Genomic DNA, 16,637 nt, shown 5'->3' with positions numbered 1-16,637 from the left:
TGATTTCTGGTTTTTCTGGAACAATCCTTTTGTCTGTTCCCTTCCACCATTTATTTAGAATGGAAAACAGCCCGGCGTTTCTTCCGAGCTGCACCATCCTTCCACTTTTGCCAGCGGCAATGCTCTTTTTCAGACCTCTACGCCGTGCTGTTTCAAATATTCCATAAAGTCGCCGACGGTAGAAAGGTCTGTCAGTTCGTCGGTGTCGATTTCAATTCCGTACTCGTCTTCTAATGCCATAACCATCTCGTAGAGATCCAGGGAATCTGCACCCAGGTCATCTTTAAAAGAGGTATCTTCGTTGATGCTGTCTGCATCACAGTTGAGCTGTTCTACTAAAATTTCTTTTATCTTTTCTAACATTATTCTGCTCCTTCCTGCCTCTACCCGGCAGCCAGTATTTCTTTCGAAAAAAGTGTATCTGTTATTCCGGCATTTGTCAATAGATTTTTCTACTTTTACTGTTCTTCCGCTGTCTCTCCCTGTTCTGCGTTCTGCCCATCGCGGAAGACAATAAAGCGGGAAACGCACAGGGCAATACCGATTTCAATAATCATAAACGCTACGGAAGTTCCGCCGTAACTAATAAACGGAAGCGTGATTCCGGTTGCCGGAATAAGATTCAGGACTACGCAAATATTTAAAATAACCTGAATTGATACATGGGCAAAAACGCCGCTCGTGAGCAGCATTCCGTACGCATCCGGCGCATTCTGCGCAATGACAAACAGACGGTACAGAAGATAACCGAACAGCAGCAGCACTAAAAGAGCGCCAAATATGCCGAGTTCCTCGCAGATGATGGAAAAAATCATATCATTCTGTGCCTCCGGAATGGTCGTGATCTTCTGCGTACTGTTTCCAAGTCCTTTTCCTTTAAAGCCGCCCGAGCCGATCGCATAGAGTCCCTGCAGAATCTGGTAACTTCCGCCGGAAAGCCATTCGTACACACGGTTGGCTCTAAAACCGCCGTTTGCCGTCTCAAAGATCTGCAGATTATTTTTCAGCACAACATATACGACAGCCGCGATCACCAGCACAATCGGCAGTCCGATGAGATATTTTTTCACATCAGGGTCCGCCAGGAACAAAATGACACAGGCCAGTAGTCCGAGAATGATTCCGGTACTCAGGTTGTCCGTCAGCTTCCATGCGGCTCCCAGCTGGATCATGCCGAGAAACAGGATGAATAATTTTGCGCGGATGGTACGCATATTTTTTCCCATTTTCAGTATGATGCACGGCAGATACATAATAATTCCGATTTTTCCAAGCTCGGCCGGCTGCATGCTGAAACCGCTGATGCGGAGCCATCTTCTCGCACCGTAAGCCTCGTAGCCGAGCGGCGTGAATTTAACGGCTGCCATCAAAGCGATACTGCCCCAGTAAATGAAAGCTGCCATCCAGTAAAACCACGGTTTATGGTAATCTACCCGTCTGGAAAGTACAATTGCAAGCACCAGCGCACCGGCGGAAAATCCCGCCTGATGCGTGAAATAATACATATCATTTCCCTTGAATGTACTGGCCGCCTCGTAGGCGCTCGCGCTGTACAGCATAATCAGTCCGAAGCTGACCAGCAAAATAGTGCAGGCCAGCAGGTTATAATCATAAAAATCCGAAGGAAGTTTTTTCTTCCTCTTTTTCTTCTTTTCTTTCTTCTGGGATGGCATGTTTACTTTCTCTGCCATGAAGTTTCCACCTCCATTGTTTTACTCCATTTATTTCAGTGCATAGCCAAGCAGGCTGACAAAGCCCGGATTTCGGTCGGTCGTTCCGAGGATAACCTTACGCACCAGCTCCGGATCGTCCGTGATAATGTTGTCCACGCCGCAGTTGACCATCCGCTGCATATCTCCCTGATAATTCAGCGTCCAGGCACAGACTTCTTTACCAAGACTGTGCGCATGCTCTACAAAGCTTTCTGTGATGTACGTATATTTTACAGAAAAGAAGTCCGCCGCGTCCATATCCTCCAGGCCTCCGTACGACATTTTCATCGTATACCCGGTCTTGATATCCGGATTGATTTTCTTTGCCTGCCTGAGGAAATTGTAGTTCATGGAAGTCAGCACACACTGATCCACAAAGTCATTGTCCTCGATGATTTTCACCACTTTTTTGACAATATTCTGGTTGTGGCCGTTGTATTTTACTTCGATATTCAGGTTGATTTTTCCTTTCGCGTACGCGATGACTTCTTCCAGCTTCGGAATCTGCTCGCCGCGGAATTTTTTGTTGAATCGTACACCGGCATCGAGCTGGCTGATTTCATCGTAGGTCAGGGTCCAGATGCTGGCATTCAGACCGGTTGTCCGCCTCAGATTTGTGTCGTGCATAAGGACAATCTCACCATCACTCGTCTCCTGTACATCGATCTCCGCGTAATCCGACATGCTGTCCACTGCATATTTGATCGCGCTCATCGTATTTTCCGGTGCTTTTCTGGCTCCGCCCCGGTGCGCTGACACCGAAATATACTGGGAGGAAGCCGTTGCCTCTGCACGTGTTGCGCGCATGGCATATACAAGATAAACCGTTTCTCCCGCCAGCATGGCGATCGTGAGAACCACCGCCGTTACCGGACCGCAGAAGGTGCGTACCAGCTTCGAGCTCGGCTTTTTCGTTGTCCGGCTCTTCTGGTAGCCCTTTCGGGAGGAACGGATAAAAATCAGATACAGATACGTAATGCTTCCGATAAGGCCGAACGCTCCGCCGATCAGGCTCATCGTCGATTTGACCCAGTCACCGTAGACGATGACGGTACTGACAACGGTAGACGGCGTTTTCACCAGCTTTGCATAGGCAACGACAGCCGTTCCGAAAATCAGATACAAAACCCACGTAATCAGAAAAATCATCACCTGGAAAAAGACGTTGATGCCAAGCTCACGCAGCACGCGTTTTTCCAGTGTCTGGCGCACCCGCAGATGGGTATTTTTCTCTTTTTCCGTCATCATGCACCGGAACGGGATGGTGTAGGAAAACACAAACGAGAACGCGACAAGCAGAATCGTCAGCACCACCGGGATCCAGTATGCCGGGAAGGCATTGAAAATCTTCGTCAGGGAAACCTGAAGCAGTTTCATACTGCGGATGGCGCTATAGCTGCTGTGCAGCCAAAGGTACGGGAAGCTCGCTGCCATGTAGAAAAACCAGGTCCACGGGCGGGCACGCACAAACTGTGCAGCTCCTCTTCCGCCGGCAAGCATCATGACAGGAACGGAAATCCGTTTTCGTTTCCAGGAGGCCTCCAGAGCCGCCATGACAGCATAGATTTCAAACAGCATACAGAAAAAGAAAACAAGCAGAATTCCAAAAATCAACAGAAGGGTCAGCGGATGCAGCATGATCTTGTTGAAGTTTTCCGATGTCATATAACTCGTTCCCAGCTGTTTTAAGGAAAAGTTGATCGCCGCATTGGCGAGTCTTGAAACCAGCTGGCTGGAAAACAGGCAGTAGACCGTCTCAAATATCACGATGCTAAGCAGGTTTTTCTGCAAAAGTTTCCATGCCATATTCAGATAAATTCGTATCATTCCTGCATTTTTTACTGCCTTTTTTCTCATCTGCTGTTGTTCTCTCCTGTCAGCCGCAATTCCCCCCGATGAATCTGTATGCAAAAATTACCTTTATTTTTTCTCTTTTGTATTTTACATTTGACACTTCGAGTCTTTTTTGAAGCTCTTTTTCTTTCTGTTCATTTTAAACTATCTTCCAGTATAACACAAAACCGGGTCTTTGAGTATTCTTTTTTCTATTTCTGGTTGCACCACTTCTGCAGTTTTTTTACCATGGCGGATGGGCTGCTTACTGATTTTTCCATCCTGCTGTCCGCATCCGGTGCCTGCCGCAAAGCAACACCGAAAAAATACAGCACGAACGCAACGACGATGAGTTCGGGCTTTACATAATTCATTGCTTCCATGGAACATCCTTTCTGACTGTTCTGTTTTTGAAAGTCTTTTTTCTATATTATGATGGGATAATGATTTACGACTGGATAAGATTTTCTTACTGTAAACCAAAAAAATCCCACCTGTTTTTCAGATGGGATTTTCCAGTGGTGTGCTGTTCTTTGATTTTTAATTTACTATCTTGTGCAGCAATTCCCCTGACCTGCCCCTGGCTGCGGTGCCGCACAGAAAGTCTTTGCATCAAACGACGGATTAAACGCATAAAAGTTCTTCGAATTCAATTCGTCCTGTACAGAACGCAGTGCTTCACCAAAACGCTGGAAATGCACAACTTCACGCGCCCGCAGGAAACGAATCGGATCAGCTACCTCCGGATCTTTTACCAAGCGAAGGATGTTGTCGTACGTTGACCGGGCTTTCTGTTCTGGGGCGACCTTGTAAGTACAACATATACAAAAATATAGAGGGTAAAGCAGATATTCCGCCTTTCCAGTGTATCAATTCAGACGTTCAGAAATGAGCGTCTATTTTTTTACTCTAAAGCCAGAAAGGATGTGATACCACGAAGAAATCACCACCGCCGGAGCGTTCCCCTCCGGCTTCCAGACCGGAACCCGAAACCAACCATCAAACACAACATTCAGAAAGGACAGGTACATCTATATGGAATTAAAATTCGTTATCCCCAACATGGAAAAAACATTCGGCAACTTGGAGTTTGCCGGAGAAGACAAAACAGAACAGAGAAGAATCAACGGACGCATGGCGGTACTCTCTCGCAGCTTCAACCTTTATTCAGACGTACAGAGGGCGGATGATATTGTGGTTATCCTCCCTGCCGAAGCCGGAGAGAAACATTTTAACTTTGAGGAACGTGTGAAGCTCGTCAATCCCCGTATCACCGCAGAGGGCTATAAAATCGGCACAAGGGGCTTTACCAACTACATTTTACACGCTGATGATATGATAAAAGCGTAAGGAAAAGGAGGACATCAGACTATGAGATTAGCAAACGGAATCGTGATTGACAAGGAAGCAACATTCGGGGCATTGAAATTTTCTGCCCTCCGCCGTGAGGTTCACCTCCAGAATGAAGACGGCTCGGTATCAGAAGAAATCAAGGAGCGTACCTATGACTTAAAATCCAGAGGACAGGGGCGTATGATTCAGGTTTCTATCCCTGCCAGCGTGCCATTAAAGGAGTTCGATTACAACGCAGAGGTGGAAATTATCCATCCTGTGGCAGATACCGTGGCAACGGCTACCTTTCAGGGAGCAGAGGTGGACTGGTACATCAAGGCTGATGATATTGTTCTGAAAAAATGTGCTGCCATGAATCCGCAATCACCAAAGAAAGAACCGCCAACAGAAAAATAAGTATGGACGCAATTACTGGATATGAAGAATACGAACAGGACTTCCGGCTGGTTTCTCTGCCGGAATACTGCTGGATGGCAGGTCAGCTTCTTATCGAAGCCCTAGAAGATTATCAGCCGCCGGAAAATCTGGCAGTTTATATGCCGGAATGTCTGTGCAGGGAGTTGTCCGGCTATACTTTTTTATTTCAAGCCCATATGGAAGACAACAAGAAAGGATATTCGCTGCTTTATATGGGCTATTTTTAATCACGGAAAGGAGGATTGTTCCCATGAAACAGCTTTTCCCCCGTGGAAAACGTATCCGTCCCACGGATAAAGACCTTGTATTCTATACTGCCCTTGCTTCTCTGCTCCCTGTCTTCCTGCTGGTTGTCCTGCTGTTTCATATCGGGCAGATTGCCGGAACCAACTGGCAGGAAGTGTCCCTCTCCCAGATAGTACAGGATGTAAATATCCCTTATCTGCTATTTAGCATGGGCGTGGCAGGACTGGTGTGCCTTACAGCAGTTCTTCTGTTCTGGCGATACCGCAGGGATGAAGTAAAGCAGCTCATCCACCGCCAAAAGCTGGCAAGGATGGTGTTGGAAAACAAGTGGTATGAATCGGAGCAGAGAAAGGAGGACGCTTTTTTCAAGGACTTGTCTTCCAGCCGTTCCAAAGAAACCATCACTTACTTTCCCAAAATCTACTACCGGATGAAACAAGGCTTGCTCCATATCCGTGTGGAAATCACCTTGGGGAAATATCAGGAACAGCTCTTAAACTTGGAGAGAAAGCTGGAAAGCGGCTTGTACTGTGAGCTGACGGATAAGGAATTAAAGGATTCCTATGTGGAGTACACCCTGCTCTATGATACCATTGCGAACCGTATCTCCATTGAGGATGTACAGGCAAAGGACGGCAGGCTCCGGCTCATGGAAAATGTCTGGTGGGAGTATGACAAGCTCCCCCATATGCTCATTGCCGGAGGAACCGGCGGCGGAAAGACCTACTTCATCCTGACCCTCATTGAAGCCCTGCTCCGCACCAACGCCGTCCTGTTCGTGTTAGACCCAAAGAACGCCGACCTTGCGGATTTACAGGCGGTTATGCCGGATGTGTACTACAAAAAGGAAGATATACTCGACTGCATTGACCGTTTCTATGAAGAAATGATGAAACGCAGCGAAGACATGAAGCTCATGGAGAATTACCGGACAGGGGAAAATTACGCTTATCTGGGGCTTCCTGCAAATTTCCTTATCTTTGATGAATATGTAGCATTTATGGAAATGCTCGGCACAAAGGAAAATGCCGCTGTCCTCAACAAATTAAAACAAATCGTTATGCTTGGGCGGCAGGCTGGCTTCTTCCTGATTCTCGCCTGCCAGCGTCCAGACGCAAAGTATCTGGGGGACGGAATCCGTGACCAGTTTAATTTCCGTGTGGCTCTGGGGCGGATGTCGGAAATGGGCTATGGAATGATGTTCGGGGAAACCACAAAGGATTTCTTCCTAAAGCAGATAAAAGGGCGTGGCTATGTGGATGTGGGAACCAGCGTTATCTCGGAATTTTACACGCCCTTTGTGCCAAAAGGACACGATTTCCTCAAAGAAATAAAAAAACTGATAGACAGCAGGCAGGAAGTGCAGGCGGCGTGCGAAGCGAAAGCCGCAGAAACGGACTGACCTGCTGTGGCTGGTGTGCCGCAAGGCACGCCAGCATGAACCCCTCGTATCTAACAGAGGGGTACAAATCGACAGGCAACAATCAAACAACAGGGCAGAATCCCACGATACACAAGGGATTCTCCCATATCCGGCGTATGTCAACAAGACTCTGAAAGTTGACATACGCTTTTTTAGACAGGAGGGATTTTCACTGAATGAAGAAACATGGGTACAGGACATCAAAGAAAAACGGGAAGTTTACGGCATCTCACAACAGAAACTTGCGTTAGCTGCCGGAATCACCCGTCCGTACCTGAGCGATATTGAAACGGGCAAGGCTCACCCATCCGAAGCATTACAGGAAGCCATCTCAGAAGCTCTGGAACGCTTCAATCCAGACAATCCCCTTGAAATGCTCTTTGACTATGTTCGGATTCGCTTTCCTACTACGGATGTGAAGCATATCGTGGAAGACGTGCTGCGGCTAAAGCTGCCTTACTTTATCCATGAAGACTACGGCTTCTATTCTTACACAGAGCATTACTACCTGGGTGATATTTTCGTTCTGGTATCGCCGGAACTGGAAAAAGGGGTGCTGCTGGAACTGAAAGGGCGTGGCTGCCGCCAGTTTGAAAGCTATCTGCTGGCACAGGAACGGAGCTGGTATGAGTTTTTCATGGATGTTCTCATGGAGGACGGCGTGATGAAACGGCTTGACCTCGCCATCAATGACAAAACGGGAATCCTGAACATTCCCCATCTGACAGAGAAGTGCCGGAATGAAGAATGTATCTCGGTCTTTCGCAGCTTTAAAAGCTACCGCAGCGGCGAACTGGTACGGTGTGAGGAAAAAGAATGTATGGGGAACACCCTGTATATCGGCTCCCTCCAAAGTGAGGTGTACTTCTGCATTTATGAAAAAGACTATGAGCAGTACAAAAAGCACGATATTCCCATTGCGGACGCAGAGGTAAAGAACCGCTTTGAAATCCGGCTGAAAAATGAGCGTGCCTTTTACGCCATCCGTGACCTGTTAGAACATGACAATCCAGAACGGACAGCGTTTCAAATCATCAACCGCTATGTCCGGTTCGTGGACAGGGACGATACGAAGCCCCGTTCTGACTGGCGTATCAATGAGGAATGGGCGTGGTTTATGGGGGAACACAGGGGAAGCCTGAAACTGACAACCAAACCGGAACCCTATTCCTTTGAACGCACCCTGCACTGGCTCTCCCATCAGGTAGCCCCCACGTTAAAGCTGGCTCTCCGTCTGGATAAGATGAACCACACCCAGATTGTCCATGACATCATCACCCATGCAAGGCTGACGGAGAAGCATGAAAAAATCCTGAAGCAGCAAGCCGCCGCTGCAAAGGAGGTGGTGCTTTAACGGCGGCAATTTTAGAACCTAAGAAATCTTACAGGAAAGAAAGGAGCTTTTATGAATTTCGGACAGAATCTTTACAACTGGTTTTTATCCAACGCCCAGTCCCTTGTGCTGCTGGCAATCGTGGTGATTGGACTGTACCTCGGATTTAAGAGGGAATTTTCCAAACTTATCGGCTTTTTAGTAGTTTCCCTCGTAGCGGTCGGTCTGGTCTTCAATGCGGACGGTGTAAAGGACATCTTACTGGAACTGTTCAATAAGATTATCGGTGCATAGGAAACCCATTTTACACTTCCGTTATGGAGCAAGCTCTGATTGCTTCATGGCGGAAGTCCACTAGGGGCTTGGGGAGCGTAACTCCCCAAAAGAAAGAAGATGTAATATGATAGTGTATGATAATTGAGATAAACTAAGAATGGTGGTATAATTTCTTTAATAGTAATTGAAAGTGGAGGAAATGTATGAAGGATTTTATTGATTTTTTGAAATTACCACCGAACATTTTAGGAGCTTTATCTATTGCCAGTGGTACATTATTATTATTGCCTCAAAAGTTAGCCCAAAAGTTTTATATTATAAATTTTCGAGAAAAATATGGTTTTACAATAGGCATTGTTTTTGTGATTTCCACAGCTTTACTAATCGTTTTATTACTATCTAAAATTTTTCATTTCTTTTATGACAAGTATGCTTCTAAGAGATTAGGAACTGCTCAGATTAAATATTTGAAAAATATGACACCAGAACAGGTGACAATCATTCGGGAGTTTTTACGTGAACCAACTCACACCCTGCCATTACCCATGAACAATGGATTAGTAATAGAACTTCAACATTTACAAATATTAACCCCTGCCGGACAAACTCATTTAGTAAGTATGTTAGACCCACAAATCAATTATTTTTTACAACCTTGGGTAATTAAAAAAATCAATAGTAATGAAGAATTAAAGCGAATATTTTATTAGAAAAATGGCAACTGACAAACAAAGTTAGTTGCCATTTTTTGTTCTAAGAAAGGACGTGATACTGATTGAGGAAATGAGAATCTACATCCTGAACACCACACTGTTTTACCATGAAGATTTTGAGGCATATCCTGGGGCATGGTTTTCCTGCCCTGTGGATTTTGAAGAAATCAGGGAACGTCTTGGGGTTCAGAGTGAGGAAGAAATCGAAATTGAAGACTATGAGCTGCCCTTTCCATTGGAGGGCAACACAAGGCTCTGGGAAATCAACGCCCTTTGCCGGATGGTACAGGAAATGCAGGGAACGCCCCTCTATTATGAAATGGATGTGGTACAAAAACGGTGGTTTTCCAGCTTTACGGAATTTATCGACCACAAAGACCAGATACGCTGCTATCCGGTGCAGGACGGGGAATCCCTCGCCCGTTATCTGGTGCAGGAGGTACAGCTATTTGGAGAAGTACATCCAGACCTGTTGAACCATATCGACTACGCTGCCATTGGTCGGGAACTGGAAACCAGCGAAAACTACCTGTTTACGGGCAATGGTATCTTTTATTACCGCTAAAAGGAGGTAGAAGAACTTGGAGGAAATGCGGATTTACATTGCCAACTTAGGAAAATACAATGAGGGCGAACTGGTCGGGGCATGGTTCACGCCGCCTGTGGACTTTGAGGAAGTCAAGGAACGTATCGGTTTGAATGATGAATATGAGGAATACGCCATCCATGATTATGAGCTGCCCTTTGAGATTGACGAATATACCCCCATTGAAGAAGTCAACCGCCTGTGTGAAATGGTGGAGGACTTACCGGAGTACATTCAGGAGGAACTATCAGAGCTGCAATCCTACTTTGGCAGTATCGAAGAACTCTGTGAGCATGAAGACGATATTATCTGCCATTCCGGCTGTGATGATATGGCGGATGTGGCTCGCTGCTATCTGGAAGAAAGCGGACAGCTTGGCGAACTTCCGGCACACTTACAAAACTATATCGACTACGCCGCCTATGGGCGTGACATGGAATTGGAGGGAACCTTTGTTGCCACAAACCACGGCGTATATGAAATCTTACGGTAGACCCGTCTGTATCTCTTTCAGGAAATACAGGCGGATTTTTTGATTCAGGGGCAGCTCGTTTGCTGCCCCCATCTTTTAGAAAGGACGGACAACATGAAGAAAATACGAAGCTATACCAGTATCTGGTCGGTGGAAAAGGTACTCTATTCCATCAATGATTTTAAGCTGCCATTCCCCATCACATTTACGCAGATGGCGTGGTTCGTGGTATCGGTGTTTGCAGTGATACTCTTAGGGAACCTCCCTCCCCTTTCGTTCATTGACGGGGCATTTTTGAAATACTTCGGCGTACCCTTTGCCCTCACTTGGTTCATGTGCCAGAAGACCTTTGACGGGAAGAAGCCTTACGGCTTCCTGAAATCCGTACTGGCATATCTGGTACGCCCGAAACTGACCTATGCAGGAAAGCCCGTGAAGCTGGAAAAGGAATATCCGGCACAGCCCATCACGGCAGTAAGGAGTGATATTTATGGCATATCCGATTAAATATATCGAAAATAACCTTGTGTTCAACCATGACGGGGAGTGCTTTGCTTACTATGAGCTGCTTCCCTACAACTATTCTTTTTTAAGCCCCGAACAGAAATATCAGGTACACGATTCCTTCCGGCAGCTTATCGCCCAGAACAGGGACGGGAAGATTCACGCCCTGCAAATCAGCACCGAATCCAGCATACGGGCAGCACAGGAACGCTCCAAACAGGAAGTAACAGGCAAGTTAAAAGATATTGCCTGTGCAAAGATTGACGCACAGACCGAAGCCCTGATTTCCATGATAGGGGAAAATCAGGTGGACTACCGCTTTTTTATCGGCTTCAAGCTGCTTGTCAATGAGCAGGAAGTCACCATGAAGCAGTTCCGCAGGGAAGCAAAGACCGCCGTTTCCGATTTTCTCCATGAAGTCAACCACAAACTCATGGGGGATTTTGTTTCCATGAGCAATGAGGAAATCTGGCGGTTTCAGAAGATGGAAAAACTGTTAGAGAATAAAATCTCACGCCGCTTTAAAGTCCGGCGGCTTGATAAGGACGATTTTGGCTATCTGATTGAGCATTTATACGGGCAGACCGGAACCGCCTACGAAGATTATGAGTATTATCTTCCGAAAAAACGGTTTCAGGAGGAAACGCTGGTGAAATACTATGACCTCATCAAACCCACCCGTTGTCTGATAGAGGAAAACCAGCGGTATCTGAAAATCGAACAGGAAGACGGGACGGTCTATGCCGCCTACTTCACCATCAACAGCATTGTGGGGGAACTGGACTTCCCATCCTCGGAAATCTTTTACTATCAGCAGCAGCAATTCACCTTTCCCATTGATACCTCTATGAATGTGGAGATTGTCACAAACCGGAAAGCCCTCTCCACGGTGCGGAACAAGAAAAAAGAGCTGAAAGATTTGGATAACCACGCATGGCAGAATGACAGCGAAACCAGCACAAACGTGGTGGACGCTTTAGACAGCGTAAATGAGCTGGAATCCACCTTAGACCAGAGTAAGGAATCCATGTATAAGCTGTCCTATGTGGTGCGTGTGACGGCTCCCGACTTGGAGGAACTGAAACGCCGTTGCAATGAGGTGAAAGATTTTTATGACGATTTGAACGTGAAGCTGGTTCGCCCCTTTGGGGATATGCTAGGGCTGCATGGGGAATTTCTCCCTGCCAGCAAACGGTATCTGAACGATTACATCCAGTATGTCACCAGTGACTTCCTCGCTGGTCTTGGTTTCGGAGCAACCCAGATGTTGGGGGAACCAGAGGGTATTTATATCGGGTACAGCCTTGATACAGGAAGAAATGTGTACTTAAAACCTGCCCTTGCCAGTCAAGGGGTAAAAGGCTCTGTTACCAACGCCCTTGCTGCCGCTTTTGTCGGCTCCCTCGGCGGTGGAAAATCATTCAGCAACAACATGATTGTCTATTATTCCGTACTATTTGGGGCACAGGCTCTCATTGTTGACCCGAAAGCGGAACGGGGACGCTGGAAAGAAACCCTGCCGGAAATCGCCCATGAAATCAATATCGTAAACCTGACCTCAGAGGAACAGAACAGGGGCTTACTTGACCCCTATGTGATTATGGAGAACCCAAAGGATTCCGAATCACTGGCAATCGACATCCTGACCTTTTTAACCGGCATTTCCAGCCGTGACGGGGAAAAGTTCCCTGTTCTTCGGAAAGCCATCCGTGCAGTGACAAACAGTGAGGAACGGGGACTTTTCAAAGTGATTGAGGAACTTCGGGCGGAGGGAACCACCATCAGCACCAGCATAGCCGACCATATCGAATCCTTTACGGACTATGACTTTGCACACCTGCTCTTTTCGGATGGGGATGTCACACAGTCCATCAGCCTTGAAAAGCAGCTCAATATCATTCAGGTGGCGGATTTGGTGCTGCCGGATAAAGAAACCTCGTTTGAAGAATACACCACAATGGAGCTGCTTTCCGTGGCAATGCTCATTGTAATCAGCACCTTTGCCCTCGACTTTATCCACACCGACCGCAGCGTGTTTAAGATTGTGGATTTGGATGAAGCATGGAGCTTCTTACAGGTGGCACAGGGCAAGACCCTCTCTATGAAGCTGGTTCGTGCCGGACGTGCCATGAACGCAGGCGTTTACTTTGTCACCCAGAACACGGACGATTTGCTGGATGAAAAGCTGAAAAACAATCTGGGCTTGAAGTTTGCGTTCCGTTCCACAGACATCAACGAAATCAAGAAGACCCTCGCCTTTTTTGGGGTGGATTCCGAAGATGAAAACAACCAGAAGCGGCTCCGTGACTTGGAAAACGGGCAGTGCCTTATCAGTGATTTGTACGGGCGTGTGGGAGTGATACAGTTCCATCCTATCTTTGAAGACCTGTTCCATGCCTTTGATACCAGACCGCCCATGAGAAAAGAGGTGGATTGATGGTGATACATAGAACTTCCAACGGGCAGCAACTCCCTGTTCCCTATTCAGCAAAAAAGGGCTTGTCTTGGAAAATAGCAGGAAAATTGATTGGCAGGGTGCTTCTGGCACTCCTGCTCATCCTCCTGTTGCTTGCAGTCTTCGGCACAGCCGCCCACGCTGCCGGACTGGTGGATGATACGGTGGACGCTGCCAACGAATACAGCAAATACCCTCTGGACAACTACCAGCTTGATTTTTATGTGGACAGCGGATGGGACTGGCTCCCGTGGAACTGGCTGGACGGTATCGGAAAACAGGTGATGTACGGGCTGTATGCCATCACAAATTTTATCTGGACAATCAGCCTGTACCTTTCCAACGCCACAGGGTATCTGATTCAGGAAGCCTACTCGTTGGACTTCATTTCCTCTACGGCGGATTCCATTGGGAAAAATATGCAGACCTTGGCAGGCGTTACCACAGGCGGCTTGTCCTCGGAGGGATTTTATATCGGGTTCCTGCTGATTCTCATTCTGGTGGTGGGGATTTACGTTGCCTACACAGGGCTTATCAAACGGGAAACCACAAAAGCCATCCATGCCGTTGTGAATTTCGTGGTGGTGTTCGTGCTGTCCGCTGCCTTTATCGCCTATGCTCCTGATTATATCGGGAAAATCAATGAATTTTCCGCAGACATCAGCAATGCCAGCCTGACCCTTGGCACAAAGATTGTGCTGCCAAACTCGGAAAGCCAGGGAAAAGACAGTGTGGATTTGATACGGGACAGCCTGTTTTCCATTCAGGTCAAACAGCCGTGGCTCCTGCTGCAATACGGCAACTCGGATGTGGAAAGTATTGGGGCTGACCGTGTGGAACACCTGCTCTCAACCAGTCCAGACGAAAACAACGGGCAGGACAGGGAAGAAATCGTGGTGGAGGAAATCGAAGACAGGGAAAATACCAACCTTACCATCACAAAGACCATCAACCGCTTGGGAACCGTCTTCTTCCTGTTCATGTTCAATATCGGTATCTCCGTTTTTGTATTCCTGCTCACAGGGATAATGATTTTTTCACAGGTGCTTTTTATCATCTACGCCATGTTCCTGCCTGTGAGCTTCCTCCTTAGCATGGTTCCCTCTTTTGAGGGGATGTCCAAACGTGCCATTACAAAACTGTTCAATACCATCCTTACCAGAGCCGGAATCACCCTGATTATCACGGTAGCGTTCAGCATTTCCACCATGCTCTACAACCTGTCTGGGGAATATCCGTTCTTCCTGACGGCGTTCTTGCAGATAGTGACCTTTGCCGGAATTTATTTTAAGCTGGGGGATTTGATGGGGATGTTCTCCTTACAGAGTGGGGATTCCCAAAGCATGGGGAGCCGTATCATGCGAAGACCCCGTATGCTCATGCACGCCCATATGCACCGTTTACAGCATAAGTTAGGGCGTTCTGTGGCAGCTCTTGGGGCTGGAACGGCTGCATACCACGCAGGGAAACAAGCTAGCCCAGACCAGAGAAATGCTTCCAACTCCGGTACTTCCAAAAATACACAGGCAGACCACACCCGACCAAACGGACGGGCAGCACCAGAAAAGGAATCTGCATGGAAACGGGCTGGCTCTGCTGTGGGTGCGGTGGCAGATACCAAAGATAAGATAGCCGATACTGCCGGACAGCTTCGGGAGCAGGCAAAGGATTTGCCTGTCAATGCAAAGTACGCCCTTTACCACGGGAAAACACAGGTATCAGAGGGAGTACGGGATTTTACTTCCAGCGTGACCCAGACCCGAACTGCCAGAGCCGAACAGCGGAACGCACAGGCAGAAAGCCGCAGACAGACCATTGCAGAACGCAGGGCGGAACTGGAACAGGCAAAACAGCCGCAACAGACAGCTTCCGAATCCCCCAAAGGGGCGGCTCCCGTCCATGAACGCCCTGTTACTGCAAAGCAGCCGGAAGATTTCCGACATCATGCAGATACCACTCATACAGGAAAACCAGCCATGCAGCCGGTTTCCCCATCCATCAGGGAACGGGGACAGGTTCCTTATGGGGGAACTGTGGCAGAACGGGCTTCGGTTCCGGTAGTAAAGGCAGCTTCCATCCACCATGAACAGCTACCGTCTGCAAGGACAGAACGCCAGATACTCCCTCCGGCTTCCCCAGACAAACCAGAGGAAAGACAAAAGGCAAATACGGCTCCTGTGATACCGGAAAGAAAACGGGCTGCCCCTGCGGTAAAAGAATCGAACTTTACCATCCGGCGTACCACCGCCAGAAAGGAGTGGACAAAAACGGTAACAGCGGCTGCCAAACAAAAGAAAGGGGAGAAACCATGAAGTTAAGACACCTTTTCTTTGCCTGTTCCGGCGTGTTCGTGATGATGTTCTCCCTGCTCCTTTTGGTGGTGATTGTCTTCTCGGATGAGGAAGACGGCGGAAGCGGCGGAAACCTTATCTATGGGGGCGTGAGCGTATCACAGGAAGTCCTCGCCCATAAGCCTATGCTGGAAAAGTATGCAAGGGAATATGGCATAGAGGAATACTTAAATGTGCTGCTCGCCATCATTCAGGTGGAATCCGGCGGCACGCTGGAAGACGTTATGCAGTCCTCGGAATCTCTGGGGCTTCCCCCGAACTCCCTTAGTACAGAGGAATCCATCAAACAGGGCTGCAAGTATTTCTCGGAACTGCTCGCAGCGGCAGAAACAAAGGGCTGTGACTTAAACAGCGTGATTCAATCCTATAATTACGGCGGCGGTTTCCTAGACTATGTGGCAGTACACGGAAAAAAATACACCTTTGAACTGGCAGAAAGCTTCGCAAGGGACAAATCCGGCGGAAAGAAAGTCACCTACACCAACCCTGTTGCGGTAGAGAAAAACGGGGGCTGGCGGTATTCCTATGGAAATATGTTCTATGTCCTCTTGGTATCGCAATACCTGACCGTGGCACAGTTTGATGATGAAACGGTACAGGCTATCATGGAGGAAGCCTTAAAGTATGAGGGCTGGACGTATGTGTATGGGGGCGATTCCCCCTCCACTTCCTTTGACTGTTCGGGACTGGTGCAGTGGTGCTATGGCAAGGCAGGAATCGCCCTGCCACGGACAGCACAGGAACAGTACAATGTGACGCAGCACATCCCCCTGTCCGAAGCAAAAGCAGGGGATTTAGTCTTTTTCCACTCCACCTACAACGCCGGAACCTACATCACCCATGTGGGGCTGTATGTGGGAAATAACCGGATGTACCATGCCGGAAATCCCATTGGTTACGCAGACCTGACAGGCTCCTACTGGCAACAGCACCTTGCCGGAGCCGGACGAATCAAACAATAAG

17 protein-coding genes and 1 pseudogene are annotated in these 16,637 nt (G+C 47.8%); 13 read left to right on the top strand and 5 right to left on the bottom strand.

Annotated features, from left to right (window positions below):
- Window positions 1-129: 129 nt before the first annotated feature.
- From acpP to DW769_RS17290, 5 genes and pseudogenes are all read right to left on the bottom strand, one after another.
- On the bottom strand, window positions 130-363 hold the full coding sequence (gene acpP / locus DW769_RS09660) for an acyl carrier protein (RefSeq protein ID WP_022462712.1): 234 nt from the start codon (window positions 361-363) through the stop codon (window positions 130-132).
- A 95-nt stretch (window positions 364-458) separates the two neighbouring features.
- Window positions 459-1,691 (bottom strand): FtsW/RodA/SpoVE family cell cycle protein, encoded by a 1,233-nt coding sequence (locus DW769_RS09655; RefSeq protein WP_118750320.1) that lies wholly within the window; start codon window positions 1,689-1,691, stop codon window positions 459-461.
- Window positions 1,692-1,721: 30 nt separating this feature from the next.
- On the bottom strand, window positions 1,722-3,569 hold the full coding sequence (locus DW769_RS09650) for a glycerophosphodiester phosphodiesterase (RefSeq protein ID WP_118750319.1): 1,848 nt from the start codon (window positions 3,567-3,569) through the stop codon (window positions 1,722-1,724).
- A 188-nt stretch (window positions 3,570-3,757) separates the two neighbouring features.
- The gene (locus tag DW769_RS16430) at window positions 3,758-3,928 is read right to left on the bottom strand and encodes a hypothetical protein (RefSeq protein WP_156327612.1); all 171 of its coding nucleotides are present in this window, start codon (window positions 3,926-3,928) and stop codon (window positions 3,758-3,760) included.
- 165 nt (window positions 3,929-4,093) lie between these two features.
- Window positions 4,094-4,351 (bottom strand): annotated as a pseudogene (locus tag DW769_RS17290) (manganese catalase family protein); the annotation flags it as partial.
- A 229-nt stretch (window positions 4,352-4,580) separates the two neighbouring features.
- On the opposite strand from DW769_RS17290, the gene DW769_RS09640 reads away from it, so the two are divergent.
- The 13 genes from DW769_RS09640 to DW769_RS09575 all read left to right on the top strand — a co-directional run bounded on the left by DW769_RS09640 (window position 4,581) and on the right by DW769_RS09575 (window position 16,636).
- Window positions 4,581-4,895, top strand: a complete 315-nt coding sequence (locus tag DW769_RS09640) for a YdcP family protein (protein ID WP_103900069.1) — start codon at window positions 4,581-4,583, stop codon at window positions 4,893-4,895.
- A gap of 21 nt (window positions 4,896-4,916) precedes the next feature.
- On the top strand, window positions 4,917-5,294 hold the full coding sequence (locus DW769_RS09635; protein ID WP_118298624.1) for a YdcP family protein: 378 nt from the start codon (window positions 4,917-4,919) through the stop codon (window positions 5,292-5,294).
- A 2-nt stretch (window positions 5,295-5,296) separates the two neighbouring features.
- Window positions 5,297-5,542 (top strand): hypothetical protein, encoded by a 246-nt coding sequence (locus tag DW769_RS09630; protein ID WP_103900071.1) that lies wholly within the window; start codon window positions 5,297-5,299, stop codon window positions 5,540-5,542.
- 23 nt (window positions 5,543-5,565) lie between these two features.
- Entirely contained in the window at window positions 5,566-6,963 is a 1,398-nt protein-coding gene (locus DW769_RS09625; RefSeq protein ID WP_118298623.1) for an FtsK/SpoIIIE domain-containing protein, read from the top strand.
- 151 nt (window positions 6,964-7,114) lie between these two features.
- Entirely contained in the window at window positions 7,115-8,338 is a 1,224-nt protein-coding gene (gene mobT, locus DW769_RS09615) for a MobT family relaxase (RefSeq protein ID WP_118298661.1), read from the top strand.
- 51 nt (window positions 8,339-8,389) lie between these two features.
- On the top strand, window positions 8,390-8,611 hold the full coding sequence (locus tag DW769_RS09610) for a hypothetical protein (RefSeq protein ID WP_002570387.1): 222 nt from the start codon (window positions 8,390-8,392) through the stop codon (window positions 8,609-8,611).
- 185 nt (window positions 8,612-8,796) lie between these two features.
- A complete protein-coding gene (locus DW769_RS09605) occupies window positions 8,797-9,303 on the top strand; it encodes a superinfection exclusion B family protein (RefSeq protein ID WP_118298622.1) in 507 nt (168 codons plus the stop codon).
- Between the two features lie 73 nt (window positions 9,304-9,376).
- Window positions 9,377-9,871, top strand: a complete 495-nt coding sequence (locus DW769_RS09600) for an antirestriction protein ArdA (protein ID WP_118298660.1) — start codon at window positions 9,377-9,379, stop codon at window positions 9,869-9,871.
- A gap of 25 nt (window positions 9,872-9,896) precedes the next feature.
- Window positions 9,897-10,385: an antirestriction protein ArdA gene (locus DW769_RS09595; RefSeq protein WP_173879910.1), complete on the top strand. Its 489-nt coding sequence runs from the start codon at window positions 9,897-9,899 to the stop codon at window positions 10,383-10,385.
- 93 nt (window positions 10,386-10,478) lie between these two features.
- Entirely contained in the window at window positions 10,479-10,871 is a 393-nt protein-coding gene (locus DW769_RS09590; protein ID WP_077715683.1) for a conjugal transfer protein, read from the top strand.
- Complete coding sequence (locus tag DW769_RS09585) at window positions 10,855-13,305, top strand: ATP-binding protein (protein ID WP_118298621.1); 2,451 nt, start codon at window positions 10,855-10,857, stop codon at window positions 13,303-13,305. Before DW769_RS09590 ends, DW769_RS09585 begins: the two co-directional genes overlap by 17 nt.
- Complete coding sequence (locus tag DW769_RS09580; protein ID WP_118298620.1) at window positions 13,305-15,635, top strand: CD3337/EF1877 family mobilome membrane protein; 2,331 nt, start codon at window positions 13,305-13,307, stop codon at window positions 15,633-15,635. The genes DW769_RS09585 and DW769_RS09580 overlap by 1 nt, the downstream gene beginning before the upstream one ends.
- Window positions 15,632-16,636 carry a bifunctional lytic transglycosylase/C40 family peptidase gene (locus DW769_RS09575; protein WP_118298619.1) on the top strand — a complete coding sequence of 335 codons (1,005 nt, stop codon included), beginning with the start codon at window positions 15,632-15,634 and terminating at the stop codon, window positions 16,634-16,636. Before DW769_RS09580 ends, DW769_RS09575 begins: the two co-directional genes overlap by 4 nt.
- The last annotated feature ends 1 nt before the right edge of the window (window position 16,637 follow it).

It is taken from the genome of Blautia sp. AM29-29 (genome assembly GCF_003480555.1).
Lineage (GTDB): Bacteria > Bacillota > Clostridia > Lachnospirales > Lachnospiraceae > Fusicatenibacter > Fusicatenibacter saccharivorans.
Note: the sequence above shows the minus strand (reverse complement) of the source record. Positions and strands in the feature narration are given on the sequence as shown.

Bases quoted from the DNA above. Each gene is read 5' to 3' on its own strand.
- DW769_RS09640 (WP_103900069.1), top strand. From the start codon at position 4,581: ATGGAATTAAAATTCGTTATCCCCAACATGGAAAAAACATTCGGCAAC.
- acpP (WP_022462712.1), bottom strand. From the start codon at position 363: ATGTTAGAAAAGATAAAAGAAATTTTAGTAGAACAGCTCAACTGTGAT.
- DW769_RS09605 (WP_118298622.1), top strand. From the start codon at position 8,797: ATGAAGGATTTTATTGATTTTTTGAAATTACCACCGAACATTTTAGGA.
- DW769_RS09580 (WP_118298620.1), top strand. From the start codon at position 13,305: ATGGTGATACATAGAACTTCCAACGGGCAGCAACTCCCTGTTCCCTAT.
- DW769_RS09635 (WP_118298624.1), top strand. From the start codon at position 4,917: ATGAGATTAGCAAACGGAATCGTGATTGACAAGGAAGCAACATTCGGG.
- DW769_RS09575 (WP_118298619.1), top strand. From the start codon at position 15,632: ATGAAGTTAAGACACCTTTTCTTTGCCTGTTCCGGCGTGTTCGTGATG.
- DW769_RS09600 (WP_118298660.1), top strand. From the start codon at position 9,377: ATGAGAATCTACATCCTGAACACCACACTGTTTTACCATGAAGATTTT.
- DW769_RS09655 (WP_118750320.1), bottom strand. From the start codon at position 1,691: ATGGCAGAGAAAGTAAACATGCCATCCCAGAAGAAAGAAAAGAAGAAA.
- DW769_RS09610 (WP_002570387.1), top strand. From the start codon at position 8,390: ATGAATTTCGGACAGAATCTTTACAACTGGTTTTTATCCAACGCCCAG.
- DW769_RS09625 (WP_118298623.1), top strand. From the start codon at position 5,566: ATGAAACAGCTTTTCCCCCGTGGAAAACGTATCCGTCCCACGGATAAA.
- DW769_RS09630 (WP_103900071.1), top strand. From the start codon at position 5,297: ATGGACGCAATTACTGGATATGAAGAATACGAACAGGACTTCCGGCTG.
- DW769_RS09590 (WP_077715683.1), top strand. From the start codon at position 10,479: ATGAAGAAAATACGAAGCTATACCAGTATCTGGTCGGTGGAAAAGGTA.
- DW769_RS16430 (WP_156327612.1), bottom strand. From the start codon at position 3,928: ATGGAAGCAATGAATTATGTAAAGCCCGAACTCATCGTCGTTGCGTTC.
- DW769_RS09585 (WP_118298621.1), top strand. From the start codon at position 10,855: ATGGCATATCCGATTAAATATATCGAAAATAACCTTGTGTTCAACCAT.
- DW769_RS09595 (WP_173879910.1), top strand. From the start codon at position 9,897: ATGCGGATTTACATTGCCAACTTAGGAAAATACAATGAGGGCGAACTG.
- DW769_RS09650 (WP_118750319.1), bottom strand. From the start codon at position 3,569: ATGAGAAAAAAGGCAGTAAAAAATGCAGGAATGATACGAATTTATCTG.